We start from the raw sequence: 22,991 nt of genomic DNA on the forward strand, positions 1-22,991 counted from the left end.
CCCCTCACAAACCCGAATCCGCGAACACCACGCGGTAGACGAACTCGGCCTCCGGGCCGAGGACCACTCCGACGAGCTCGGTCAGCGTCGTCGCAAACTCCCGACCATGCGCCGGCCCGTCCGAATCGTCAAGGTGATGCGCGATCTCGTGCAGCACGACCAGTTCGCGCAGCGCCCAGCGGCCCTCCGTGGAGTCGGGGATCGCGATCTCACGCTGATCCGAGTCCACGCGTCGTGCGTAGTGGGCCGAGCGATGTCCGCGGCGTGCCCGCACCGACACCGGCGTCGACGCGGCGTCGAAGCGCTGCTTCACCGACGGCATCGACAGCACACGACCGACGTAGTCGCGCACGGAGTCGACCGAGGCGAACTGGACCTCGACGGGCAGCGTGAGCTCCGTGCCCGCGAGCTGCACCGTGTGCGTACCGCCTGCACGCTCGAACATCCGGAACACCATGCGCTCGGCCTCGTAGAACCGTTCGCGCCGAGTGTCACGCGGCGGCATGACGCTCCCCGACCTGTCGCACCCCGATATGGCGCATGCCGCGGGCTGCCCCGCCATGACTAGGCTCGACGACGTCAGCATTTCGCACCTCGACACGCAGGGAGTCCACGCGATGACGCCGCGCTCGCACACCATCGGGAAGTCCGCCGCGACCGCGATCGTCGGCGCCGCGATCGTCGGGGTTGCGCTGACCGGCTGCAGTTCGTCGGCGGGTGAGGTCACAGCGGTATCGGCGCCCTCGACGTCGTACGTCGACAATCCCGTCGACCCCGCCCAACTCAACCAGGTACTCGACCGCATCGCCGCCACCGGACTGCCCGTCACCGGTCGTCACGACGCGACTGCCGCGCGATGTCCCGAAGCCGGGTGCAGCAGAGCTGTCGAATCCGACCAAGTTGTCCTCATGCAGTTCCCCACCTCCGGCCGTGCCCAGCTCTACGCGGGTGCACATCCGGGAGACTTTCAGGTCGTCGACCTCGTCATGACCTTTCCCGAGGGCACCGACGCCGCCCAGAACGCGCGCTACAAAGACGCCCTGCAGGGCGAGATGCGCTGAGCCGCACACCCTAACCCTCGAGTGCCCCACGGGGAGCGCCGAATTCGCGGTCGGCACCGATCTTTGCTCGACGCCCCGCGCGGTCGCCCGCTTTGCGCGCGCCCTCCGAGTACCCCGACGACGCGGTCGTCGGGCGCCAGGTGCCACGCGCCGTCGACTCGGTTTTGTAGAAGCTGGTGACCTCGAGTTCTTTGTCGCGCAACGCAAGTGCGGTCGACGTCGAGCCCGCGGGAAGTTCGCGGGAGTTGTCACGCTCCACCGCCTCCGCCCGTGCGGCATCGCGTGCCTCGGTCAGCCGCACGCCGATCCGCTCGGCGAACGCCGACTGGAAGTTCAACCGCGCCGTGATCGGGGCGAGCGGCTTACGTTCGACGACTCTCCGCGACCGCCAACCCGTCCCCTTGCGCACCACCCGCGCCGACGTCTCGCCCCGGTAGTCACCCGATCGCAGGTAGGCGTCGCTCGCCGCGACCATCTGGATCAGCAGCGACGTGTAGAGCGCCTCACATGTGTCGATGTCGGCCTCGTATCCGTACGCGAGCACGAACGTGTTGTTGCCCGCGACGTCGACGGTCACGTCGTTGGCACGCGCGATCGCGACGAAAAGCTGTACGTACGTGCGCAATCCACGCTTTCCGGTCTCGCCGATCGCGACCTGCCTGGTGATCGGCGTCGTCTTGCGTCTGGCCGCGGGGTCGTGGGCACGGGCCACCGCAAGGTCGATCGAGGCCGACGTCGCCAACCGTTGCGCGGCCTGCATGAACGTCTCGGCCTCGTGCTCGTTGTCGGTGTTCTCGGCCTGCCGCAGCAGCCCCGCGATCCGGGTGAGGAGTTTGTCGTCGCGCATACAGATCAGACTAGATCGATGGCCGTTTGGTTCCACTTCACGGAGGATTTGTCGAATCTGTTGACTTTCCCAGTAGGAAAGTAGAGACTACTTTCCTATACGGAAAGTGGCCCACAAACATCCACGGCAAAAGACCACCCACCGAGGAGACCTCATGGACATCACTCCCGACCAAGCGCGTGAGGCGCTCGGGTCCGTCGACGGAGCACGTCGTCGGGTCGCCGACGACCTCGGGCTCCCCCGCATCTACTGGTGGGCGATGGCCGTCTCCTGGGTCGTTCTCGGCGTCATCGGCGCATTCGCTCCCCCGTGGGTCACGACCGTCGCGACCATCGTGTTCGGCGTGGTTCACTCGACGATCGCCTCCCGACTCTTCGACGGCCGCCGCGCGAGCACACACGTACGCCCCGCGCGCAGCGTGGCCGATCGTCGCATCCCATTGATCGTCATCGCCATGCTGCTGACCGCGGTCGTCGTGACGGTTGGCGCAGCGCTGGCACTCGACGCCGACGGCACGCGGCACCCGTCCATCTGGGCAGCCGTGTTCGTGGCGGCGATCCTGGGCTTCGGCGGACCGCAGATCTTCGACGACATCCGCGGGCGAGTGGGCGCGTGAGCACACCGAAATTCGACGAGTTGATCCACCCGAGCACCCGCCTGACGCTCGTCGCGACCCTCGCCGCCGCCGATTGGGCCGATTTCGGCTACCTCAGAGAACGACTGGCCCTGTCGGACTCAGCGTTGTCCAAGCAGCTCGCCACGCTGGAATCTGCCGGCTACGTGAGCACCGAACGCCCGAGCACCGGTCGTCGACGTAGCGTCCGGGCCCGCCTCACAGACGCCGGACGCGAGGCGTTCACCGGCCACGTCGCCGCGCTGCAGGCCATCGTCGGCGGCACGCGAGAAGACGGCCCGCACCAGGACAGCACGCAACAACCCGACGCCCCATTCGACGCCGAGGCCAAACCCTGACCTAGCGCGCGCCGGCGAGCGGCGCTACAGCCCGAACTTGTCCTGCATCTCCCGCAGCGTCTCGGCGGACTTCATCAGTCCCTCGTGCTCGGCGTCGGACATCTTGATCTCGAGTCGGCTGCCCGCGCCGTTGCGGTCGATGAGCGTCGGCAGTGACAGGCACACGTCGTCGAGTCCCTCGTACCCGCCCGTGACAGTCGAGATCGGCAGCACGCGGTGTTCGTCGTTGAGCACCGCTTCGACGATGCGCGTCGTCGCGAGCCCGATGGCGTAGTTGGTCGCGCCCTTGCCCTCGATGATCTTGTAGGCCGCGTGCACCACCTCGTGCTGGATGCGTTCGCGCGCCGGCGCGTCGATGGCCTGGCCGCCCGGCAGGGGCTTCCACTCCAGCAGCGGTACGCCACCGATCGACGCCGAACTCCACAGCGGGATCTCCGAGTCGCCGTGCTCGCCGACGATGTAGCCGTGCACGTTCTGCACCGCGACGCCGACGTGCTGCGCGATGAGGAACCGCAGGCGCGACGAGTCGAGCACCGTGCCCGAACCGAACAGCTGATTGCTGGGCAACCCGCTGTACTTCAGCGCCGCATAGGTCACGATGTCGACGGGGTTGGTGACCATGATGTAGATCGCGTTGGGTGCGACCTTGATGGCACCGGGCAGGATGTTCTTGGTCAAATTGATTGTGGCTTCGGCCAATTCGAGCCGCGACTGCCCCGGCTTCTGTTTTGCTCCCGCGGTGAACACGACGACGTCGGCGTCTGCGCATACCGACACGTCGTCGTCGCCGACGATGTCGGCGCGCGGCACGAATTCGAGTCCGTGCGAGAGGTCGAGGACTTCTGCGGTCACCTTCGACGTGTTGATGTCCATCAGCGCGATCGTGCGCGCCACACCGCGAATCAACGACGCATACGCGATCGCGGTACCCACGGCGCCTGCCCCGATGATGGCCAGCTTGCTCGGTCGGGCTTGTCTCACGTTCACCGCCTGTGTCTCGTGCTGCCCCGAAATCCTCGCCCCTGCGGTTGATTATCGTCGGCCGACGCCATGTCCGCAGCCCGATCGTCGATCATTTCACCCGCCGTCCATACCGCAGTTTCGCGACAGAAGCGACCATCACACTCACGAATTCGTCGTCATGTCCGTTTCTGGCATGCGAAATCACCACGGAGAGCTTATGTTCTGCTGGTCTGCGCATCGCAACGGCGCGTCGCACCATCACTTACCCGGGGGAGCACACCCATGCCAGAAGGCCATGACACCGTTGCCGAGGATCTTTCCGACGACGAGGCCCACCTCGCGAGACTCGGCTACACCCAGGAGCTGCACCGCTCGTGGTCTGGATTCTCGAACTTCGCGATCTCGTTCTCGATCATCTCGATCCTGTCGGGTTGTTTCACGTCTTTCGGACTCGGATGGAACAACGGCGGACCGGCCGCGATCGCATGGGGCTGGCCGATCGTCTCGATCTTCATCCTGCTGATCGGCTTCTGCATGGCCGAACTCGTCTCGGCATACCCCACATCCGGCGGAATCTATTGGTGGGCAGCCAAACTCGGCGGCGCCAAGGCGGGCTTCTACACCGGGTGGCTCAACCTCATCGGCCTCATCGCCATCCTGGCATCGGTCGCGTACGGCGCTGCGACGTTCCTCGACCTCACCATCGGCACATTCAGCCAGTCATGGCTCGACGGGTACAGCCTGACCAGAGTGTTCATCATCTTCCTGATCATCTTGGCCTGCTCGGCGCTGATCAACATCTTCTCCGGTCACCTGCTCTCGATGCTCAACAACATCTCGGTCTGGTGGCACGTATTCGGTGCTGCCGCAGTCATTCTCATCCTGTTCCTGCTCCCCGATCAGCACGCATCCTTCTCCGACGTCTTCGCCAAGACCGTCAACAACAGCGGCATCTTCGACGGCAAGACGTCGGGCTTCGGCTTCATCCTCTTCGTGCTGCCCATCTCGGCGATCCTCACCCAGTACACAATCACCGGCTACGACGCTTCCGCCCACCTCTCCGAGGAGACCAAGGGCGCGGCCAACGCTGCGGCACAGGGCATTTGGCGTTCCATCGCCTACTCCGCAGTCGGTGGATGGATCCTGCTGCTCAGCTTCCTGTTCGCAGTCCAGGACGCAGACGGCGTCTCCAAGAGTGGCGGCGCGGTCGCGACGATCTTCACCCAGGCGCTCACCTCGAAGTGGGCAGGCGTCGTGCTGATCATCTCCACCGCAGGCCAGCTCTTCTGCACGGCCGCATGCCAGACGAGTGCGTCGCGAATGATGTTCGCGTTCAGCCGCGACGGCGCCGTGCCCGGCCACAAGCTCTGGTCCAAGGTCCGCTCAAATGGCATGCCCGCCAACGCCGTTGTCGCAACAGCCACCATCGCCGCGATCATCACCCTGCCCGCGCTGGTGTCGGTCGACATCAACGGCGCACCCGTACCCGTCGCCTTCTATGCCGTCGTCTCGATCGGCGTCGTCGGGTTGTACCTGTGCTTCGCGGTCCCGATCTACTACCGCTGGAAAGCGGGAGACTCGTTCGAGGCCGGCTCGTGGACGTTGGGCTCCAAGTACAAGTGGATCGCGCCACTTGCGCTGATCGAGATCGCGCTGACCTCGCTCGTCGCGATGTTCCCGACCTCGCTCGGCGGCATGCCCTGGGACGCGAGCTTCGAGTGGAAGTACGTGAACTACACCCCGCTGCTCGTCGGTGGCGCACTGATCCTGCTCTACGGCTACTGGCACGTGTCGGTGAAGAAGTGGTTCACCGGACCGATCAAGCAGGTCGACGCCGAACCCGTCGACGCCTGACCCGGGCGCGTCTGGGCGAGCCGATCAGACAGCGCGCGCACGACGCCGACCCCAGCACGGCCCCACGCGATTAACCTCGGACGTGACACAGTCACGCCGCGCTCGCGGCCCGTCGGAAGAGGACAGCGTTGTCACTTCACGAAATCGAGTTCACGTCGGCCAACGGTCGCGACACCATCTTCGGTTGGGTCTACGAGCCCGCCACCAAGACGCGCGGCATCATCCACATCGTCCACGGACTCGGTGAGCACTCGCGCCGCTACCTTCGACTGATCACCAAGCTGCTCGACGCCGGGTTCGTCGTCGTCGCCGACGACCACGCAGGACACGGCAAGACGGCCATGACCTCGGGGGTCTGGGCCGACGCCGGAGACGACGCCGACAAGGTCGTGGTGGCTGATGAGCGCACTCTGCGCGACAAGGTGCGTGAGCTCTACCCCAACCTGCCCTACGTCGTCTTCGGGCACTCCTGGGGTTCGATGATCGCGCGCGGTCTCGTGTCCGACGACAGCGACTGGCTCAAGGGACTCATCCTCTGCGGCATCGCGGCCCAGATCCACGGCATCGACGACGTCCTCGACCGCGAGGCCCTGGCCGCGGAGTCCGACCCGACGTCGACAGCGACGGAGACCTACGCGGGGCAGATGTTCGACGGCTTCACCGCGCGCTTCGGCCCCGACGCCTTCCCCACGGCATGGGTGGCTCGCGATCCCGGGGTCGTCCGCGACCACGCCCGCGACCCCTTCAACAACTTCGGCGCACCCATGTCCGTGCGATTCATCCGCGGATTCGTCGATCTCTACGACGCCGTCAACGCCGAGACCTGGTATCCGACAGTCCGCTCCGACCTCCCCGTCCTCATCCTCGCGGGCGACGCCGACCCCGTCGCCAACTTCGGCGAGGGCGCCTACCACGTCGGCAATCAGCTCGCAGCGAGCGGACACTCCGACGTGCGCACCCGCATCTACACCGGCTACCGGCACGAGGTGCACAACGAGCCGCCCATCCGCGACGAGGTCGCCGACGAGATCATCGCCTTCGCTGAGCGCGTCGTCGGATAGACAGTGGCATCGTCGGATAGCGGCGACGTCGTCGGATAGATCCCAACGCAGAAGCCCCCGAACGCCAGTGGCATTCGGGGGCTTCGAAACTGTTGCGCTACAACAGATGACGCTCTCAGTCCTGAGGAGCCTCGGTGAAGTTGCGCGTCACGGCCGGGTCGACCGGGATGCCCGGGCCCGTCGTCGTCGAGACGGTCACCTTCTTGATGTAGCGGCCCTTCGCGGCCGACGGCTTCGCGCGCATGATCTCGTCGTACGCTGCGCCGTAGTTCTCGGCGAGCGCGCTCGGCTCGAACGACGCCTTGCCGATGACGAAGTGCAGGTTGGCTGCCTTGTCGACGCGGAAGTTGATCTTGCCGCCCTTGATGTCGTTGATCGCCTTGGTCACGTCGGTGGTGACCGTGCCGGTCTTCGGGTTCGGCATCAGGCCGCGCGGTCCGAGGACACGCGCGATACGGCCGACCTTGGCCATCTGATCAGGGGTGGCGATCGCGGCGTCGAAGTCGAGCCAGCCGCCCTGGATCTTCTCGATCAGGTCTTCGGCGCCGACCTCGTCGGCACCCGCTGCTACGGCCTCAGCGGCCTTGTCGCCTGCGGCGAACACGATCACGCGGGCAGTCTTACCCGTGCCATGAGGCAGGTTGACGGTGCCTCGAACCATCTGGTCTGCCTTACGCGGGTCGACGCCCAGCCGGATTGCGACCTCGACGGTCGAATCGGTGTTCTTCGACGACGTTTCCTTCGCCAGCTCAGCAGCCTCCAGCGGGCTGTAGAGCTTGTCCTTGTCGACCTTCTCGGCCGCGGCCTTGTAGGCCTTGCTGCTCTTGCTCATTGCTCTGTTCTTTCTCCGTATTGATGATTCGGGTTGGTGGTGTGTGGGCCGAGCCGGCCCTCCCACTCAGCGGGCTGATCAGCCCTCGACGGTCAAACCTGCGCGAGTTCGCAAGCTCACTCGACTGTGATACCCATCGACCGCGCAGTACCGGCGATGATCTTCGCGGCCTGGTCGATGTCGGTGGCGTTGAGGTCTTCGGCCTTGGTCTTGGCAATCTCGCGGACCTGGTCCATCGAGACCTTGCCGACCTTCTTGGTGTGCGGCTCACCCGAACCCTTCTGCAGACCGGCGGCCTTGAGCAGCAGCTTCGCTGCGGGCGGGGTCTTGAGCTTGAAGTCGAACGAGCGATCTTCGTACACGAAGATCTCAACCGGCACGACGTTGCCACGCTGCGACTCGGTCGCGGCGTTGTACGCCTTGCAGAATTCCATGATGTTCACGCCGTGCTGACCGAGCGCCGGACCCACTGGCGGGGCCGGGTTTGCCTGGCCTGCCTGGATCTGGAGCTTGATGATCCCGGCGAGCTTCTTCTTCTTGGGAGGCATCCTTGTTCCTTGTTTGTTTCTTGCAGATCCACGTCCGCTGGAGGCGTGGAAGTTCATATTCGGTGTGTCACCCGCTCCCTGAGGAGCGAGCTTCTCGAAGGGCGCGCGACTAGATCTTCTCGACCTGGTTGAAGCCGAGTTCCACCGGCGTCTCACGACCGAAGATCGACACGAGCACCTTGACCTTGCGCTGCTCGGCGTTGACCTCGCTGATCGACGCGGGAAGCGTGGCGAATGGGCCGTCCATGACGGTGACCGACTCGCCGACCTCGAAATCGACCTCGACGACCGACGTCGCAGCCGCTGCGGCCTGCTCGACACTCTCGGCGCCCTTGGCAGTGGCCTTCTTCGCCGGGGTGCGCGGCAGCAGGAACTGCAGCACTTCATTGAGACTCAACGGCGACGGCTTGCTGGTCATTCCGACGAAGCCCGTGACACCCGGGGTGTTGCGCACCGCGCCCCACGACTCGTCGTTGAGGTCCATGCGCACCAGGATGTAGCCGGGCAGCACCTTGCGGTTGACCTTCTTCTGCTGGCCGTTCTTGATCTCGGTGACCTCTTCGGTCGGGACCTCGACCTGGAAGATGTAGTCGCCGACGTCGAGGTTCTGCACGCGGGTCTCGAGGTTGGTCTTGACCTTGTTCTCGTAACCGGCATAGCTGTGGATGACGTACCACTCGCCGGGTGCGCGACGCAGTTGCTTGCGCAGTTCCTCGGCGGGGTCGACCTCTTCCTCGGCTTCGGCCTCTGCTGCGTCGGCATCAGCTGCGGCGTCCTCGGCGGCTTCTGCCTGCTCGACGGCCTCTTCGCCACCGTCGACGGCTGCGGCGTCGTCCTGTGCGGCCTCGACCTGCGCCTCGGTGCCCGGATCGTCGGTCTCGTCCACGGTCGCTTCGCTCCCGGCGTCGGTGACGTCGGTCTCGACCGTGTCGGTCGGGTCGAACTCGTTATCCGGGGTGCTCACTGCAGCCCACGCTCCTCTTTCATGAAGTTGGTCGTCCGTCGGATGACCCGGTCGGGAGCGGGCTCACCTGAGTGAGCCCGAATCAGCCGAGGATCCAGAGAACTAGCTTGGCGAAGCCGATGTCGATCCCGAAGATGAACGCGGTCATCACCACCACGAACACGAGCACGATGATCGTGTACGTGATCGTCTCGCGCCGCGTCGGCCAGATGACCTTCTTCATCTCCGAGACGACCTGCTGCATGAACACCCAGATCCGCACAAACGGATTGCTGCTCTGCTCGGACGCCTTCTTTACCTTGCGTTCCTTGACGGCGACTGCGGATCCACCGTCGGAATCCGCATCACCGTCTGTCGTGTCGACGGCACCCGCTGACGAGCGACGACGTCCCGAACGCTTACCCGTCGGGCGAAGATCGCCCGACGACGCATCCGAGGCTCCGCCATCTGCGTCCTCGACGGCGTCGTCGCGGGTCTCGAGCTCCTCCGCTGCCGAATCGGCGGCGGTGGACTGCCCGTCGTTTTTGGCGCGGGCTGCTCGATCTCGCTTGCTCACCTTCGAGGTCCTCTCGTCAACGTGTGCCCTCTCCAGGGCAGGGGCGACAGGACTTGAACCTGCAACCTGCGGTTTTGGAGACCGCTGCTCTGCCAGTTGAGCTACGCCCCTTTGCGGCTGCGTTCACTCTCGCGAGTTCTGCAACCACCGGTCATGGTCGACCTGCCGGAACCAGCCTACCGATCCGAAACCGATGGGCCGTCGCCGACAAAACCAACGCGCCACCCTATGGGCGGCGCGCAAGTCAAGGGTAAACCTGACACTTCAGTGTAGAACACCCGCCCCGGTTAACCCAAAACACTTCCTGCACCGACCCGCCCCCACCAGCGCCGATCGGCGTGATTTTCCGGTTGCCCAGACGCTCGGATTCCGCACCTCTGGGCAACCGCAAGTTTCCGGCCTCGGCGCGGAACCTTCGGACATGGAACCTCAGGGTGTCCCGTTGCGTCCGATCTCGCATGACCACGCTCGCGCAGCACCTGTCCACGCACGACGGCGTCATCACTCTCGCACAGGCGCGAGCGCTCGGCGTGAACAGGCATTCGGTGCGGCGTCGACTTTCCGCGGGCACGTGGGTGCGCGAGGCTGAGGCGACGTTTCGGGCCGTCGACCATCCGCGCACGGCACGCGTCCGAGTCCGGATCGCGGTCGCATCGGTCGGCAAATCCGCGGTGCTCGTCGGGTCGTCGGCCGCATGGTGGCACGGCCTGACCAGTGCTTTTCCGTCGAAGATCACCGTCGCCACCCAGGTGAAGGGCCGCCACGCCGGTGCGTCGTCGGGCGTGAAGGTCACACATCGCCGCCTGCACGAACCAGACATCGTCGTGGTCGACGGGCTTCGCGTGGCGTCGGTCGCGGCCACCCTGCTCGACGTCGCCGCCGACGGCGACACCTCGACCGTCGACAACGCCCTCCTCAAGCACCGCGTCTCCATCACCGAACTCGACGACGCGCTGGGCCGTTACCCGCGACGTCGCGGTGCACCCGAGGCACGACGGCTCTTCGACGCGCTGCGGTCCGGTGCGCGATCCGAGGCCGAACGCACCACCACCGCGCTGTTCGACGCACACGACATCACCGGGTGGACGGCCAACACCGAGGTCCTCGGGTACCTGCTCGACTTCGTGTTCCGCGACGCACGACTCATCGTCGAGATCGACGGCTTCGCGTTCCACCGCGACGCCAAGACCTTCCAACGCGACCGGACCAAACGCAACGCCCTCCTCGCCGACGGCTGGCGGATGCTGAACTTCACCTGGGACGACATCACTCGACGCCCCGACGCCACAGCCCGCCAGGTTCTCGACGCCCTCGACGCATCAGCCGCCTAGTGGGCACACGCCTAGCTGCAGCACCCCGGTTCCGGTTGCCCAGACGCTCGGATTCCGCGCCTCTGGGCAACCGGAACCCCTACCGCTCTGCCAGGACGCCGCCTAACACGACCCCGCGAGGATCTCGACGGCCTCGGCGTAGCGGTCGGGTCCCGCAGCGGCGTAGCTCAGCCGCACATACGGACCGGTCGGCTCGGCCGGGAACCACTCGCGGCCGGCCACCACCGACAGCCCGCGCGCCAGCGCCCGAGCCGCGACCACGTCCGGGTCGGTGGGCACATCCCCAGCGCCGACGTCGGGCAGCCGAACCCACAGGTGCAGCCCGCCCGGCGGTGTCGTGGCCGTCAACGACGGTTCGGCGCGCAGCGCGTCGAGCAAAGCGTCGCGACGCGCACCGAGTCCGCGTCGCAGCCGCTGCAACGATGTGCGCCACGCGGGCCTGGTCACGACGTCGAGCGCGGCGAGCTGCAGGATCGGCGACACATACAGGTCGGAGAGCGCCAGCGCGCTCTCGATGCGCTGACGCACCGGCCCACGCGCCATCACCGCGGCGACCCTGATCGACGACGACATGCTCTTCGTCAACGACCTGAGGTAGACGACGTGACCGTTCTCGTCCGCGGAGACGAGCGTGCGCGGCGCGGTGTCGACGCCGAAGTCATGCGCCCAGTCGTCCTCGACGACGAATGCCCGATGCGCCGCCACGACGTCGAGCACCTCTGCCCGCTGCTGTGCCGACCACTGCTCGCCGGTCGGGTTGGCGTAGTTGGGCTGGGCGTAGAAAACGCGTGCACCTGACGTCGCGAACGCGGTGTCGAGGTCGACGGCGCTCGGTGCGCCCCCGGTGCGCGCGACGGGCACGATCACCAGACCGGCCTGCCGTGCCGCGGCGATCGCACCCCAGTAGGTCGGCGACTCCATCACGATCGCCTCACCCGGAGCGGCGATCGCCCGCATCGTCGCGGCGAGCGCGGCCTGTCCGCCCGAGGTGATCACGACGTCGGAGTCGCGCCAACCGCGATCACCGCCCTCCGCGAGCTCGCTCACGAACCAGCGACGCAACTCCGGAACACCCGCGACCGGCGGCCTCGTGAACGCCTCGGCCTGCCGCGACACACGACGCACCGCGGCCGCGACAGGCTCCTGCGGTAGCAGCTCCTCGTCGGGGTATCCGCCGTGCATGGCGATGGTGTCGTGCGGGACCATCCGCAGCGTCGACCCGGTTGCGGGGATTCCGGAACGCTCCGGTCCGAGCGCTGCGGTCTGCCATCCGATGTCACGTCTTGTGGCGAGGCGTCGAGAAGCGACGAATGTTCCCTCACCCGAACGTGTTTCGACGATGCCGTCGGACACCAGCGTGGCAAGTGCTCGCTGCACGGTCACCGGACCGGCCCCGAACTGCTTGGCCAGCGCGCGCGTCGACGGCAGCCTCGAGCCCGGCTGCTCACGCTCGGCGAGCACTCTGAGGTGTTGCGCGATGCGTGAACTGCTATCGTCGAACATGAGAGACAATAGTAGCGCTATCGCGCCAAGTTCGACGCCGCTATCGCTCCAAACACCGACAAGTGGTCTGGTCTGGGGCTTCGTCGGGGTGGCCGCGTTCTCCTTCTCGGTGCCGCTGACCCGCATCGCCGTCGGTTCGGCAGGTACACCAGGACTCGACCCGCTGCTCGTCGGATGCGGCAGGGCCGTCGTCGCGGCAGCGCTGGCCGTCGTCGCGCTCGGTGTCACGCGCACCCGCTTTCCCACCGCCCGTCAGTGGCTTCGTCTGGTCACGGTCGCCGCGGGCGTCGTCGTCGGATTCCCGCTGTTCACCTCTCTTGCCCTGCGACATTCCGATTCCGGTCACGCCGCGGTGATCGTCGGACTGCTTCCCGCGATGACCGCCGTCGTGGCGGTCACACTCACTAGCGAACGTCCCGGAGTGCGGTTCTGGATCGGTGCGTCCGCGGGAGCCATCGCAACGGTCACGTTCGCGCTCCTCGCACACGGCGGAGCGTCGTCGAGCAGCATCGACGACGTCTACCTGCTCTGCGCCGTGGTTCTCGGCGCGGTCGGCTATGCCCAGGGCGGCATTCTCGCGCGAGAACTCGGCGCGTGGCAGACCATCTGTTGGGCCCTGGTGCTCGCGCTGCCGGTCATGGCGATGGCGTCTGCCCGCTCGATCCACCTGCGACCGCCGACAGACATCAGCGCGGCACACTGGACGTCGTTCGGATATCTCTGTGCCGTCAGCATGTTCCTCGGATTCTTCGCCTGGTACCGCGGACTCGCGATCGGGCCGATGACCGTCGTCAGTCAGGCGCAACTCGTCCAACCCGTCCTCTCGGTGGCGTGGGCGGCGCTGCTGCTGCGCGAGTCGGTGTCGCTCGGTGTCATCGCCGGTGGCATCGCTGTGATCGCCTGCGCTGCATTCACCGTCAGGAGCCGAACCCGCGACAGTTCCGTGCGTCGCGGCCCGATGTCCCGCGTCACCACTGGTCGGCTGCGTATCGTGGGCGGATGACACAATCTGCGGGACAACGACGCGGTTTTGCCATCCTCTCGCTCGCCTCGGGCGCACTCGGCGTGGTGATCGCCATCGTCTCGGCGGGTAACCAATTCCCCGTCGGACTCATCGCACTCGTCCTCCTGCTTGTCGCCGCGGGACTCGCCGTCGACGGCTTGTTCAACATCGGGAACCGACGCCTCGCCGAACTGATCATCGCGGTGATCCTGGCTGTCGTCGCCATCGTCATCGTCGTGCTGCGCAGTTGGTGGCTCCTGATCGGCACACTCGTCGTGATCGCACTGTTCGCAATCGCCATCGCCGCGGCGTCGCGGGCGTTCCGGGTCTCGGTGCCGTTGCCCGTCGTCGCGCCCCCGAGCGCTCCCGTACTCATCTACAACCGACGCTCCGGCGACGGCAAAGCCGACCGGCTCCACCTCGCCGACGAGGCGGAACGTCGGGGTTACCGGACCATCGAACTGGTCAAGGGAGACGATTTGCGAGCCCTCGCCGAGGGCGCCGTCGCCGACGGTGCCGACGCACTCGCAATGGCTGGCGGCGACGGTTCGCAGGCGGTCGTCGCCGACGTCGCGGCGTCGCACGATCTGCCTTACGCGTGCATTCCGTCGGGCACTCGCAATCATTTCGCACTCGACCTCGGCGTCGACCGCGACGACGCTGTCGGAGCCCTCGATTCCTTCGTCGAAGGTGGAGAACGTCGCGTCGACCTCGGCGTCGTCAACGGACAGGTCTTCGTCAACAACGTCTCGCTCGGCGTCTACGGCGAAGCGGTCCAACGCGAGAGCTACCGCAACGCCAAAGCCAAAACGCTGCTCGACGTCGCGTCGCAGGTCCTCGGACCCAACGCCGACCAACCGTCGGTCTCCTGGCACTACCCCAACGGCACAGAACACGAGTCGGTCGCGGCAGTCATGGTGTCCAACAACCAGTATCGCCTCGGACACATCATCGGGTCGGGTACCCGCCCGAGCATCGAGGACGGGCTGCTCGGCGTCGCAGTCATCGCCGACCCCGCATCACGTCCCGGTTCGACACGGCTACAACACCTCTGGAGCGAATGGGTGGCGCCGACGTTCGAGATCGATTCGGACACCGACCTCAACGCCGGAATCGACGGCGAGGCCGCGACACTGACCGCGCCTGTGCGCTTCGAGATCCGCCACCAGGTGCTGCGTGCTCGCATCGCCCGCCGGCACCCCGGCGCCTCGCCGTCCGCCGACGTACCGGACGGCGCCCTCGATTCGGTGCGCGCTCTCTTCCGCATCGCGCTCGGGCAGCCGGTCCACGTGGCGACGCGTCAGGCTGCCTGACGCCCACAGCTGGTCGAGCTGCCCGCGCTGGTCGAGCTGCCCGCGCTGGTCGAGCTTGTCGAGACCACCCCGCCCGCTGGTCGAGCTTGTCGAGACCACCCCGCCCGCTGGTCGAGCTTGTCGAGACCACCCCGCCCGCTGGTCGAGACCACCCGCCGGCCGAGCCCCACACCCGCTGGTCGAGCCGAACCCGCTGGTCGGCCCCGACCGCTGGTCGAGCTTGTCGAGACCACCCACCGAGAGCCGCGGGCGTCAGTTGAACTGCACGTGTGCGTGGGCGCGGCCGAAGATCTTGCGGTCGCCCTGCTTGGCGACGATGCTGATCACGCCGCGTCGGGTCTCCGGGTCGAGCGACTTGATCTTGCCCGTGAAGTCGACGTTGGCGTAGGTGTCGGGGTAGACGTACACCGGGCTGGTGAAGCGCACGTTGTACTCGTAGACCGCGGCCGGGTCGCCGATGAACTCGGTGATGAAGCTCGCGCCGAGGCCCATCGTCTGCATGCCGTGCGCCACGACAGTCTCGAGGCCGATGACCTTGGCCAGCTCGTCAGAGAAGTGGATCGGGTTGGGATCTCCCGCGACACCCGCATAGTTGACCAGGTTGCCGCGCGTGAGGGTCTTGGTCATCGGGGTCAGCTCCTGGCCGACCTCGAGGTCGTCGAAGTTGATTGCCGAGTACGGCTTCGGCGCAACCACCGGGTCCGGGTCGTCGTAGCGATCGAACGGTCCGTGCACGCTGCGCGGCAGCGTCGGCTCCTTGTCGACCTTCATCATGACGTGCTCGAGCTCGTCGAGGACCTCGGGATCGGCGTCGACGGCCGCCCGCGCGACAAGGCTTGTAAAGGTCGTCATGACCGGCTCGTCGTGCTGGTTCCAGATGATGTTCTTGGTGACCATCACGTCCGCGCCACCCATCTGCCGGAACGACTCCAGCGAGACGTCGCAGATCAGTCGGTCGCCCACCTTGATCGGCTGGTGGAAGATCAGCCGCTGGTCGGTCTGCATGATCTGCCACAGGTCGTAGCCGGTGACGATGTCTTCGAAGAGCCGACGCTGCGCGATGATCCCGAGCACCGAGACAAAGGTCGGCGCGGCAATCAGGGTGTCGTGACCCATCTCCGCAGCCGCCGCCTCGTCCCAGTGGACGGGATGCGCGTCCTGAACGGCGCGAGCGTGCTTGCGGATCTCCTCGCGGCCGACCTCGTAGTAGTCGTCGACCGTGTAGTTGAAACCGACCATCGACTTGGTGTGCGCCGCGATCTCTTCCGGAGTCAATTTCACACCGTTCTTCAACGCATCGATCCGGTCTTGGATCTCGCTATCGGTGATCTGTGACATCGGGTGAACTCCTCACGCTGCACTCGGCTGTGCGTCCGACGGACGGAGGCTGACCGCTCATCGTCGAGACACATACTCGCTGGCAACTGTACTGAATTACTTCATCTGAACGACAACTGCGGGCTGCCTCGTGTGAGACAGCCCGCAGTTGCACAAACTCGTGGGTGCGCATCTCGCGACGACGCACAATGCCGAACTACGCAAACCGGATTCGACGTTGCGCTCACGGCGGAGACATACCCCGATACGACCGTCATTCGACGACGCTCCGGGGCCATTGGCCTCGGGGAAGAATCAGCGCGACTCTTTGTGCGCCTGGTGCTTGCCGCAGTTCGGGCAGAACTTCTTGATCTCGAGACGATCGGGATCGTTACGACGATTCTTCTTGGTGATGTAGTTGCGGTGCTTGCACACCTCGCAGGCCAAGGTGATCTTTGGCCGGACGTCAGTTGAGGAAGCCACTGGGTTCGCCTTCTTTCGGGTGGGTCTGGGTCGTCGGAGCACTAGGCGCCGCCTCGCCCGACCCGGGCCGCGCGACAAGCCTTACGTGTAGCGGTGGAGGGACTCGATCCCTCGACCTCACGATTATGAGTCGTGCGCTCTAACCAGCTGAGCTACACCGCCATGGTGACATGAACGCCGTCAGCGTGGACGCAGTCCTCGCGGTGGCGTTGCGGCGTCGGGCGTTCAAGTCCTACCGAGCCCCCTGACGGAATCGAACCGTCGACCTTTTCCTTACCATGGAAACGCTCTGCCGACTGAGCTAAGGGGGCGTTTCCGGCTGCCCTTGCGGGCGTCCGGAGAGCCTTAACGAGGTTACACACCGATGCGGCGGCTCACCAAATCGCTGCTCTCACAGCTCTCCGATGGACCGCCGACCAGACGTTCACCTCGTTGTGGCAGATGCAGGATTCGAACCTGCGTAGCTTTCGCGACGGATTTACAGTCCGCTCCCTTTGGCCGCTCGGGCAATCTGCCGTGCTGTTTCCCACGACCTTCGAGACCGTAAGAACAACGCCGAGAAGAATACAACGAACCCCGGTCTTCGACGCAAACCCGCAGGTCAGCCCGACGCCCCATCGCTGGTCGAGCGGTCACGCGCTGGTCGAGCTTGTCGAGACCACCCGCCGCACGGTCGAGCGCCCCCGCCGCTGGTCGAGCCGACCGATCGCTGGTCGAGCTTGTCGAAACCACCCGCCGCACGGTCGAGCGCCCCCGCCGCTGGTCGAGCTTGTCGAGACCACCGCCGACCGAGCTGCACCCCGCTGACGAGCCCCTACCCGCTGGTCGAGCCTCTACCCGCTGGTCGAGCTTGTCGAGACCACCCCACTCGCCCCGAGCCCGAGCGGCGTCGGGCTACGCTGTGATCCATGGCTGATTCATCGTTTGACGTGGTGAGCAAGATCGACCGCCAGGAGGTCGACAATGCCCTCAACCAGGCCGCGAAGGAACTCTCGCAGCGCTACGACTTCCGCGGCACCAACACCGGCATCGACTGGTCCGGCGAAGAGACGATCGTCATCACCTCCGACGCCGAGGAGCGCGCCCAGGCGGCCCTCGATGTGTTCAAGGAGAAGCTGATCCGCCGCGACATCTCGCTCAAGGCGTTCGACGCCGGCGACGTCCAGTCGTCCGGCAAGACCTACAAGATCTCCGGCAACCTCGTGCAGGGCATCGACTCCGAGCACGCCAAGAAGATCTCCAAGAAGATCCGCGACGAGGGCCCCAAGGGCGTCAAGGCGCAGATCCAAGGCGACGAACTACGCGTGTCGAGCAAGAAGCGCGACGACCTCCAGTCCGTCATCGCGCTTCTCAAGGGCGAGGACTTCGGCATCGCCCTGCAGTTCGTCAACTACCGCTGAACTGACACGAAGCGCGGGCCCGCTAGACCCCCCGCCGCGCCATCTCCTGCAGCCGCCGGATGCGCTCCTCGGTCGGCGGGTGCGTCAAGAACATCTTGGCCATGCGGTCCGTCGCGCGGAACGGACTCTCGATCATCGCGTGGCTCTGCGCGGCGATGTCGGGCTGCGGGGGTAGCGGTGCCACCTGGATGCCGCCGGAGATCTTGGCGAGCGCCGACGCCAGCGCCAACGGATCGTTGGTCAGTTCAGCACCCGACTTGTCGGCCTGAAACTCCCGCGACCTCGACACCGCAAGCTTGATCAGCGTCGCTGCAAACGGTCCGAGCAGCGAGATGAGGATCAGCGCAATCGGGTTCGGTCCGTTGTTGCGGTTGCCCGACATCCCGAAGAACATCGCGAAGTTCGCCAGACCGCTGATGATCGCGGCCATCGCGCCCGCGACCGAACTGATCAGGATGTCGCGGTTGTAGACATGCGAGAGCTCGTGGCCGAGCACCGCGCGCAGTTCTCGTTCGTCGAGGAGTCGCAGGATTCCCGCCGTACAGCACACCGCCGCGTTCTTCGGATTACGTCCCGTCGCAAACGCATTGGGCGACTCCGTCGGACTGATGTACAACGCAGGCATCGGCTGCCGCGCCTGCGTCGCGAGCTCGCGCACCACCCGGTACATCACCGGCGCCTCGACCTCCGTCACCGGCTGCGCATGCATCGCCTTCAGCGACATCTTGGCGCTGTTGAAGTACACGTAGCCGTTCACGGCGATCGCAAGGATCACCGACCCCCACAGAATCGTCGGACTCCGGAAACAAGCACCGATCGCGACGATCAACGCCGACATCGTGCCGAGCAGAAGTGCCGTCTTCACACCGTTTCGCATCAGATCCTCGTTCGAACTCGCCTCCGACGCGCTGCCGGGGCTCTCAGTTTCTCAAACGATCCAAGGTGTGGTTGGGTTTCCGTGCGGCGTCGGCGAGTTACCCCGTGCGCGCGATCGTGTAGTCGACCAGCGAGGTGAATGCGGAATGAGCGGGCCCCTCGGGAAGCGCACCGAGCACCTGCCCCGCCTCGTCTGCGTATCCGCGCAGCGTCGCGTTCGCCTGGGCCATGCCACGCGACTCGACAAGCAGTCCGAGCGCCTCGGCAACCTCGGCGTCGTCGGTCAGCGGCTTGGCCGCACCGCCGTCGTCGACGAGCAGTTCTCGCAACCTGTTCGACGCCGCATCGTCGTCGGCAAGTGCGTAGAGCACCGGCAGCGTGTGCACACCCTCACGCAGGTCGGTTCCGGGGGTTTTGCCCGAATCGCCTGTCGCAGAACTGATGTCGATGATGTCGTCGGAGAGTTGGAATGCGGTGCCGACGATGTCGCCGAGCCGGGAGAGCCGCTCGACGTCGTCCACGTTTGCACCGGAAGTCATCGCGCCGAATCGACCAGCAGCCGCGATGAGCGAACCGGTCTTCTCCCACACCACCTTCAGGTAGTGATCGATCGGGTCGACGTCGCGTGCGCCGATGGTCTCGCGCATCTGACCCGTCACCAGCTCGGCGAAGGTCTCGGCGATGATGCGCACCGGGTCGGGTCCCAGCGTCGACACCAGACGTGACGCGCGGGCGAACAGGTAGTCGCCGGAGAGGATCGCGATGCTGTTGGACCACCGCGCGTTGGCGCTCTGTGCGCCGCGTCGCATCGGGGCCTCGTCCATCACGTCGTCGTGGTAGAGCGTCGCGAGGTGGATCATCTCGACGACCGTTGCGGCCGTGATCACCTCGCTCGCATCCGGACGCGGCCCGAACTGGGCGGCCAGGATCGCGAACATGGGACGAAAACGCTTGCCACCAGCCTTGGCCAGGTGGCTCGCGGCTTCGGTCATGACGTCGTCACCAGATGCCAGCTCAGACAGCAACAACTCTTCTACCTGGGCCAACGAGGTCCGCACGGTACCCGCGAACTCTTCGGAACCCAGATCCAGACCCGCGAAAGTCGACTTCACTCCGCCGAGCCTAGTCGGTGGGCGCGTGCGGCGAGCGTGCCGGGAGGCCACATACTGGTCGAGTGACGAGCCAGATCCCCGAGAGCGCCGACGTCCTCGTCGTCGGCGCGGGACCGGGCGGGTCTGCCGCCGCCGCCCACGCCGCCGCTGCCGGTCATGACGTCGTACTCCTCGACGCCGCCACCTTCCCCCGCGACAAGACATGTGGCGACGGCCTGACGCCGCGCGCGACCGCCGAACTCGTCGCGCTCGGATTCGCCGACCGCCTCGCCGCCAGCCCCCGCATCGACGGTCTCGAACTGCACGGCTGGGGCGCCACCCAGCGCGTGCCGTGGCCCGCGGGCCGCTTTCCTGCGTACGGCAGCGCCATCACACGGATGGAACTCGACGACGAGCTGCGCGCCCTCGCCGTCGCCCGCGGCGCCCGAATGTTCCAGGGCGCCAAGGCCGTCGACGTCGAGATGTCCGGCGACCGGATCTCGACGGTCACCGTCGACGACGCCGACGGACCGCACACCATCCGCGTGCGCGAGGTCATCGTCGCCGACGGTGTGCGCTCGACTCTGGGCAAGAAGCTCGGCCGAGAGTGGCACCGCGACACCGCATTTGGTGTCGCAGCACGCGCCTACGTCCCGTCGACACGTGCCGACGACAACTGGATGGGCTCGCACCTGGAGCTACGCGCCCCCGACGGCGAGCTCCTGCCTGGCTACGGGTGGCTCTTCCCCCTTGGGGGCGCCGCGGGCGATTCGGATCAACATGGCACCGGGAGCGAGCCGGATCAGCACAGCACCGAGGGCGGCCTGTTGAACGTCGGCGTCGGGGCGCTGGCGACGTCAAAACGCCCGGCGCACATGGCTTTACGACCCATACTCGACCACTACGCGCGCATGGTCGGCGACGAGTGGCAGATCACCGGGAAGCCCGCTCGACTGACGTCGGCGCTGCTGCCGATGGGTGGCGCGGTGACGGGCGTGTCGGGGCCCAACTGGATGCTCATCGGCGACGCCGCCGCATGCGTCAATCCGCTCAACGGCGAGGGCATCGACTACGCCCTCGAGACCGGCCGCCTTGCCGCGCAGCGCCTCGGCAGCCCCGACCACACCGCACAGTGGCAGCAGACCCTCGTCGAGCACTACGGCCTGGCTTTCTCGGCCGCTCGACGCCTCGCCGGCGTGCTGACCGTTCCTCGTGCCGTGCCGCTGCTCGGTCGGCCGGGCATCCGATCGGCAAAGGTGATGTCGCTCGTCGTACGCGTGATGGGCAACCTCATCACCGACGACGACGCCGATCTGGTCGCCCGGGCCTGGCGTGCGGCCGGGCACATCTCCACGCGCATCGACCACCGGCCACCGTTCGCCTGAACCCACCCCGGTGGCCCCGCGACGGAGCGTCGACCATTGGTTTGAGACGTTCTGCGTGATACGTTTCATTGTGAATGTGTCATACGCCACAACGTCGACAAGGGAGCACCCATGCCTCTGCGGACACTGCCTTCGCGGCTTCTAGGCACGATCTCCGCGCGTCGACGCGAGCGCTACCGTCGCCGCGACGAACTCGCCGCCGTCGACCCCGCCGAGGAGCCACGTACCTACGCCCTCGAACTGTCGAGCACGGAGTTCGTCTGGGCCACAACGCAAGCGCTCAGCTTTGCGCTGTTCCGCACGTACGCGGTGCCGTCGATCGGCGAATTGCTGTACAAGACACTCCAATTCACCGACGAAACCCAGAAGCGCTACGACGACACGGTGCTCCTCCTGTCGGCGCCCGTCGAGCACGGTTTTGCTCCGGGCAGCCAGGGGCACGCGGCGGTCCGTCGGATCAACCAGATGCACGGCCGCTACGACATCTCCAACGACGACATGCGCTACGTCCTTGCGACATTCGTCGTCTGCCCACCCCGCTGGATCAACGCGTACGAGTGGCGCACGCTCAGCCAGCGTGAGATCGACGGGCTCACGAATTACTACCGCCTACTCGGAAAGCACTTGGGAATCAAGGACATTCCCGACACCTACGCCGAGTTCGAGTCCCTGATGGACTCCTACGAGCAGCAGCACTTCGACTTCCGCGAAGGCTCACGCGCAGTCGCCGACTCGACCCTCGACCTGCTGACCACCTTCATGCCGTACCGACTGCTCCCCGCACCGCTCGTCCGACGACTCGCCCGCGCACTCATGGACGAACCCCTCCTCGACGCGTTCCACTACCCGCACCCCACACGCGCCGAGCGGGTACTCGTCACCGCGGGGCTCAAAGCGCGCGGCCTGGCGATCCGCTACTTCGCCACACCCCGAACCGAGCCGGTCTTCGGCATCGACACCGCCGAGGTCCGCGGCTACCCGAACGGCTACCGCGTCGACGACCTCGGCACCTTCCCCACGGGATGCCCCGTCGCGCACAAGAGTTCGGCCTAGCGACCATTTGCCCTTCGGAGCCACGCCGACCCGCCGCACGCCCGAACCTGGGCCCGCTGATCGAGCCCCCGCCCACTGATCGAGCTTGTCGAGATCACCCGCCGATCGAGCCCCCGCCCGCTGATCGAGCCTCACTCCGCTGATCGAGCTTGTCGAGATCACCCCGCCCGGCCCAGTGGTCTCGACCTGGGTACTCGCTGCGCTCGCGCCCGCTCGACCAGCGGGGCTGCTATTTCGCAGTCGGCCCCGGCCCGCCGATTGAGCCCCACCCCGCTGATCGAGCTTGTCGAGATCACCCGTCGGGCGCAGTGGTCTCGACCGGGGTGCTCGCTGCGCTCGCGCCCGCTCGACCAGCGGGGCTGCTGTTTCACAGTCGGGCCCGGCCCGCCGATTGAGCCCCACTCCGCTGATCGAGCTTGTCGAGATCACCCGCAGCGCGCGTACACAACTCGGTCGCCAGCGCGACGCCGAGACAATAATCTCCTCGGCGCCCCGCTCACGTCACGATTGTGTACGCACCCCGGCTCCAGCTAAGCCTTGCGGCCCGTGTGCACCGCGGCGATCCCGCCGGTCAGGCT

The 22,991-nt window shown here is 66.3% G+C and carries 23 protein-coding genes and 4 tRNA genes; 11 read left to right on the forward strand and 16 right to left on the reverse strand.

Annotation, left to right across the window (positions count from 1 at the left end):
* Positions 1-4: 4 nt before the first annotated feature.
* Positions 5-505, reverse strand: a complete 501-nt coding sequence (locus tag A5766_RS18405; RefSeq protein WP_064863198.1) for a TIGR04338 family metallohydrolase — start codon at positions 503-505, stop codon at positions 5-7.
* Between A5766_RS18405 and A5766_RS18410 the strand changes: the two genes are divergently transcribed.
* Positions 504-1,061, forward strand: a complete 558-nt coding sequence (locus A5766_RS18410) for a hypothetical protein (RefSeq protein ID WP_082933679.1) — start codon at positions 504-506, stop codon at positions 1,059-1,061. The genes A5766_RS18405 and A5766_RS18410 overlap by 2 nt on opposite strands.
* A gap of 10 nt (positions 1,062-1,071) precedes the next feature.
* On the opposite strand, the gene A5766_RS18415 is transcribed toward A5766_RS18410, so the two are convergent.
* Positions 1,072-1,908, reverse strand: coding sequence for a DUF2786 domain-containing protein (locus A5766_RS18415; protein ID WP_064863197.1), 837 nt, complete (start codon positions 1,906-1,908; stop codon positions 1,072-1,074).
* A 154-nt stretch (positions 1,909-2,062) separates the two neighbouring features.
* Between A5766_RS18415 and A5766_RS18420 the strand changes: the two genes are divergently transcribed.
* Together A5766_RS18420 and A5766_RS18425 are read left to right on the forward strand one after the other, a co-directional pair.
* Complete coding sequence (locus A5766_RS18420; protein ID WP_005209160.1) at positions 2,063-2,524, forward strand: hypothetical protein; 462 nt, start codon at positions 2,063-2,065, stop codon at positions 2,522-2,524.
* Positions 2,521-2,880 carry a winged helix-turn-helix domain-containing protein gene (locus A5766_RS18425; RefSeq protein ID WP_039857021.1) on the forward strand — a complete coding sequence of 120 codons (360 nt, stop codon included), beginning with the start codon at positions 2,521-2,523 and terminating at the stop codon, positions 2,878-2,880. The genes A5766_RS18420 and A5766_RS18425 overlap by 4 nt, the downstream gene beginning before the upstream one ends.
* Before the next feature lie 24 nt (positions 2,881-2,904).
* Here the strand turns inward: A5766_RS18425 and A5766_RS18430 are convergent, their stop codons facing one another.
* Positions 2,905-3,861 carry an L-lactate dehydrogenase gene (locus A5766_RS18430; RefSeq protein WP_064905896.1) on the reverse strand — a complete coding sequence of 319 codons (957 nt, stop codon included), beginning with the start codon at positions 3,859-3,861 and terminating at the stop codon, positions 2,905-2,907.
* 264 nt (positions 3,862-4,125) lie between these two features.
* Between A5766_RS18430 and A5766_RS18435 the strand changes: the two genes are divergently transcribed.
* Both A5766_RS18435 and A5766_RS18440 read left to right on the forward strand, forming a co-directional pair.
* The gene (locus A5766_RS18435; RefSeq protein WP_005209154.1) at positions 4,126-5,697 is read left to right on the forward strand and encodes an amino acid permease; all 1,572 of its coding nucleotides are present in this window, start codon (positions 4,126-4,128) and stop codon (positions 5,695-5,697) included.
* Positions 5,698-5,825: 128 nt separating this feature from the next.
* The gene (locus A5766_RS18440) at positions 5,826-6,758 is read left to right on the forward strand and encodes an alpha/beta fold hydrolase (protein WP_064905854.1); all 933 of its coding nucleotides are present in this window, start codon (positions 5,826-5,828) and stop codon (positions 6,756-6,758) included.
* Between the two features lie 115 nt (positions 6,759-6,873).
* Here A5766_RS18440 and rplA read toward each other — a convergent pair whose 3' ends face one another.
* The 5 genes from rplA to A5766_RS18465 all read right to left on the reverse strand — a co-directional run bounded on the left by rplA (position 6,874) and on the right by A5766_RS18465 (position 9,769).
* The gene (gene rplA / locus A5766_RS18445) at positions 6,874-7,590 is read right to left on the reverse strand and encodes a 50S ribosomal protein L1 (RefSeq protein WP_005209149.1); all 717 of its coding nucleotides are present in this window, start codon (positions 7,588-7,590) and stop codon (positions 6,874-6,876) included.
* Between the two features lie 116 nt (positions 7,591-7,706).
* A complete protein-coding gene (rplK, locus tag A5766_RS18450) occupies positions 7,707-8,138 on the reverse strand; it encodes a 50S ribosomal protein L11 (protein ID WP_005209147.1) in 432 nt (143 codons plus the stop codon).
* A gap of 109 nt (positions 8,139-8,247) precedes the next feature.
* Positions 8,248-9,102: a transcription termination/antitermination protein NusG gene (gene nusG, locus A5766_RS18455; protein ID WP_064863700.1), complete on the reverse strand. Its 855-nt coding sequence runs from the start codon at positions 9,100-9,102 to the stop codon at positions 8,248-8,250.
* Between the two features lie 82 nt (positions 9,103-9,184).
* A complete protein-coding gene (secE, locus tag A5766_RS18460; protein ID WP_005209143.1) occupies positions 9,185-9,658 on the reverse strand; it encodes a preprotein translocase subunit SecE in 474 nt (157 codons plus the stop codon).
* Positions 9,659-9,696: 38 nt separating this feature from the next.
* A tRNA-Trp gene (locus tag A5766_RS18465) sits at positions 9,697-9,769 on the reverse strand.
* A gap of 347 nt (positions 9,770-10,116) precedes the next feature.
* Between A5766_RS18465 and A5766_RS18470 the strand changes: the two genes are divergently transcribed.
* Positions 10,117-10,989, forward strand: coding sequence for a type IV toxin-antitoxin system AbiEi family antitoxin domain-containing protein (locus A5766_RS18470; RefSeq protein WP_064905856.1), 873 nt, complete (start codon positions 10,117-10,119; stop codon positions 10,987-10,989).
* Positions 10,990-11,091: 102 nt separating this feature from the next.
* On the opposite strand, the gene A5766_RS18475 is transcribed toward A5766_RS18470, so the two are convergent.
* Positions 11,092-12,492, reverse strand: a complete 1,401-nt coding sequence (locus A5766_RS18475; protein WP_039857019.1) for an aminotransferase-like domain-containing protein — start codon at positions 12,490-12,492, stop codon at positions 11,092-11,094.
* Here A5766_RS18475 and A5766_RS18480 point away from each other — a divergent pair.
* On the forward strand, positions 12,491-13,495 hold the full coding sequence (locus A5766_RS18480; protein WP_082965566.1) for a DMT family transporter: 1,005 nt from the start codon (positions 12,491-12,493) through the stop codon (positions 13,493-13,495). The two genes, A5766_RS18475 and A5766_RS18480, sit on opposite strands and share 2 nt — an antisense overlap.
* Positions 13,492-14,808, forward strand: coding sequence for a diacylglycerol/lipid kinase family protein (locus A5766_RS18485; RefSeq protein WP_005209136.1), 1,317 nt, complete (start codon positions 13,492-13,494; stop codon positions 14,806-14,808). The genes A5766_RS18480 and A5766_RS18485 overlap by 4 nt, the downstream gene beginning before the upstream one ends.
* 252 nt (positions 14,809-15,060) lie before the next feature.
* On the opposite strand, the gene A5766_RS18490 is transcribed toward A5766_RS18485, so the two are convergent.
* The 5 genes from A5766_RS18490 to A5766_RS18510 all read right to left on the reverse strand — a co-directional run bounded on the left by A5766_RS18490 (position 15,061) and on the right by A5766_RS18510 (position 17,124).
* A complete protein-coding gene (locus A5766_RS18490; RefSeq protein WP_005209135.1) occupies positions 15,061-16,146 on the reverse strand; it encodes a fused (3R)-hydroxyacyl-ACP dehydratase subunits HadA/HadB in 1,086 nt (361 codons plus the stop codon).
* 294 nt (positions 16,147-16,440) lie between these two features.
* Positions 16,441-16,608 (reverse strand): 50S ribosomal protein L33, encoded by a 168-nt coding sequence (gene rpmG / locus A5766_RS18495; protein WP_003929651.1) that lies wholly within the window; start codon positions 16,606-16,608, stop codon positions 16,441-16,443.
* Positions 16,609-16,696: 88 nt separating this feature from the next.
* Positions 16,697-16,770 (reverse strand) — tRNA-Met (locus A5766_RS18500).
* A gap of 76 nt (positions 16,771-16,846) precedes the next feature.
* Positions 16,847-16,919: transfer RNA gene (locus tag A5766_RS18505), tRNA-Thr, on the reverse strand.
* Between the two features lie 124 nt (positions 16,920-17,043).
* A tRNA-Tyr gene (locus A5766_RS18510) sits at positions 17,044-17,124 on the reverse strand.
* A 392-nt stretch (positions 17,125-17,516) separates the two neighbouring features.
* On the opposite strand from A5766_RS18510, the gene A5766_RS18515 reads away from it, so the two are divergent.
* A complete protein-coding gene (locus A5766_RS18515; protein ID WP_005209133.1) occupies positions 17,517-18,008 on the forward strand; it encodes a YajQ family cyclic di-GMP-binding protein in 492 nt (163 codons plus the stop codon).
* A gap of 22 nt (positions 18,009-18,030) precedes the next feature.
* Here the strand turns inward: A5766_RS18515 and htpX are convergent, their stop codons facing one another.
* Positions 18,031-18,885, reverse strand: a complete 855-nt coding sequence (htpX, locus tag A5766_RS18520; RefSeq protein ID WP_064905860.1) for a zinc metalloprotease HtpX — start codon at positions 18,883-18,885, stop codon at positions 18,031-18,033.
* A gap of 97 nt (positions 18,886-18,982) precedes the next feature.
* Positions 18,983-19,996: a polyprenyl synthetase family protein gene (locus A5766_RS18525; RefSeq protein ID WP_039857016.1), complete on the reverse strand. Its 1,014-nt coding sequence runs from the start codon at positions 19,994-19,996 to the stop codon at positions 18,983-18,985.
* Between the two features lie 62 nt (positions 19,997-20,058).
* Here A5766_RS18525 and A5766_RS18530 point away from each other — a divergent pair, with 62 nt between their 5' ends.
* Both A5766_RS18530 and A5766_RS18535 read left to right on the forward strand, forming a co-directional pair.
* Entirely contained in the window at positions 20,059-21,360 is a 1,302-nt protein-coding gene (locus A5766_RS18530) for an FAD-dependent monooxygenase (protein ID WP_005209126.1), read from the forward strand.
* Positions 21,361-21,471: 111 nt separating this feature from the next.
* Positions 21,472-22,413, forward strand: a complete 942-nt coding sequence (locus tag A5766_RS18535) for an oxygenase MpaB family protein (RefSeq protein WP_005209125.1) — start codon at positions 21,472-21,474, stop codon at positions 22,411-22,413.
* Positions 22,414-22,991: the final 578 nt, after the last annotated feature.

Source organism: Gordonia sp. 852002-51296_SCH5728562-b (genome assembly GCF_001665475.1).
Lineage (GTDB): Bacteria > Actinomycetota > Actinomycetes > Mycobacteriales > Mycobacteriaceae > Gordonia > Gordonia sputi.

Bases quoted from the DNA above. Each gene is read 5' to 3' on its own strand.
- A5766_RS18485 (WP_005209136.1), top strand. From the start codon at position 13,492: ATGACACAATCTGCGGGACAACGACGCGGTTTTGCCATCCTCTCGCTC.
- rplA (WP_005209149.1), bottom strand. From the start codon at position 7,590: ATGAGCAAGAGCAGCAAGGCCTACAAGGCCGCGGCCGAGAAGGTCGAC.
- A5766_RS18435 (WP_005209154.1), top strand. From the start codon at position 4,126: ATGCCAGAAGGCCATGACACCGTTGCCGAGGATCTTTCCGACGACGAG.
- A5766_RS18410 (WP_082933679.1), top strand. From the start codon at position 504: ATGACGCTCCCCGACCTGTCGCACCCCGATATGGCGCATGCCGCGGGC.
- A5766_RS18490 (WP_005209135.1), bottom strand. From the start codon at position 16,146: ATGTCACAGATCACCGATAGCGAGATCCAAGACCGGATCGATGCGTTG.
- A5766_RS18480 (WP_082965566.1), top strand. From the start codon at position 12,491: ATGAGAGACAATAGTAGCGCTATCGCGCCAAGTTCGACGCCGCTATCG.
- rplK (WP_005209147.1), bottom strand. From the start codon at position 8,138: ATGCCTCCCAAGAAGAAGAAGCTCGCCGGGATCATCAAGCTCCAGATC.
- htpX (WP_064905860.1), bottom strand. From the start codon at position 18,885: ATGCGAAACGGTGTGAAGACGGCACTTCTGCTCGGCACGATGTCGGCG.
- A5766_RS18405 (WP_064863198.1), bottom strand. From the start codon at position 505: ATGCCGCCGCGTGACACTCGGCGCGAACGGTTCTACGAGGCCGAGCGC.
- A5766_RS18475 (WP_039857019.1), bottom strand. From the start codon at position 12,492: ATGTTCGACGATAGCAGTTCACGCATCGCGCAACACCTCAGAGTGCTC.
- A5766_RS18535 (WP_005209125.1), top strand. From the start codon at position 21,472: ATGCCTCTGCGGACACTGCCTTCGCGGCTTCTAGGCACGATCTCCGCG.
- A5766_RS18515 (WP_005209133.1), top strand. From the start codon at position 17,517: ATGGCTGATTCATCGTTTGACGTGGTGAGCAAGATCGACCGCCAGGAG.
- A5766_RS18420 (WP_005209160.1), top strand. From the start codon at position 2,063: ATGGACATCACTCCCGACCAAGCGCGTGAGGCGCTCGGGTCCGTCGAC.
- A5766_RS18415 (WP_064863197.1), bottom strand. From the start codon at position 1,908: ATGCGCGACGACAAACTCCTCACCCGGATCGCGGGGCTGCTGCGGCAG.
- A5766_RS18470 (WP_064905856.1), top strand. From the start codon at position 10,117: ATGACCACGCTCGCGCAGCACCTGTCCACGCACGACGGCGTCATCACT.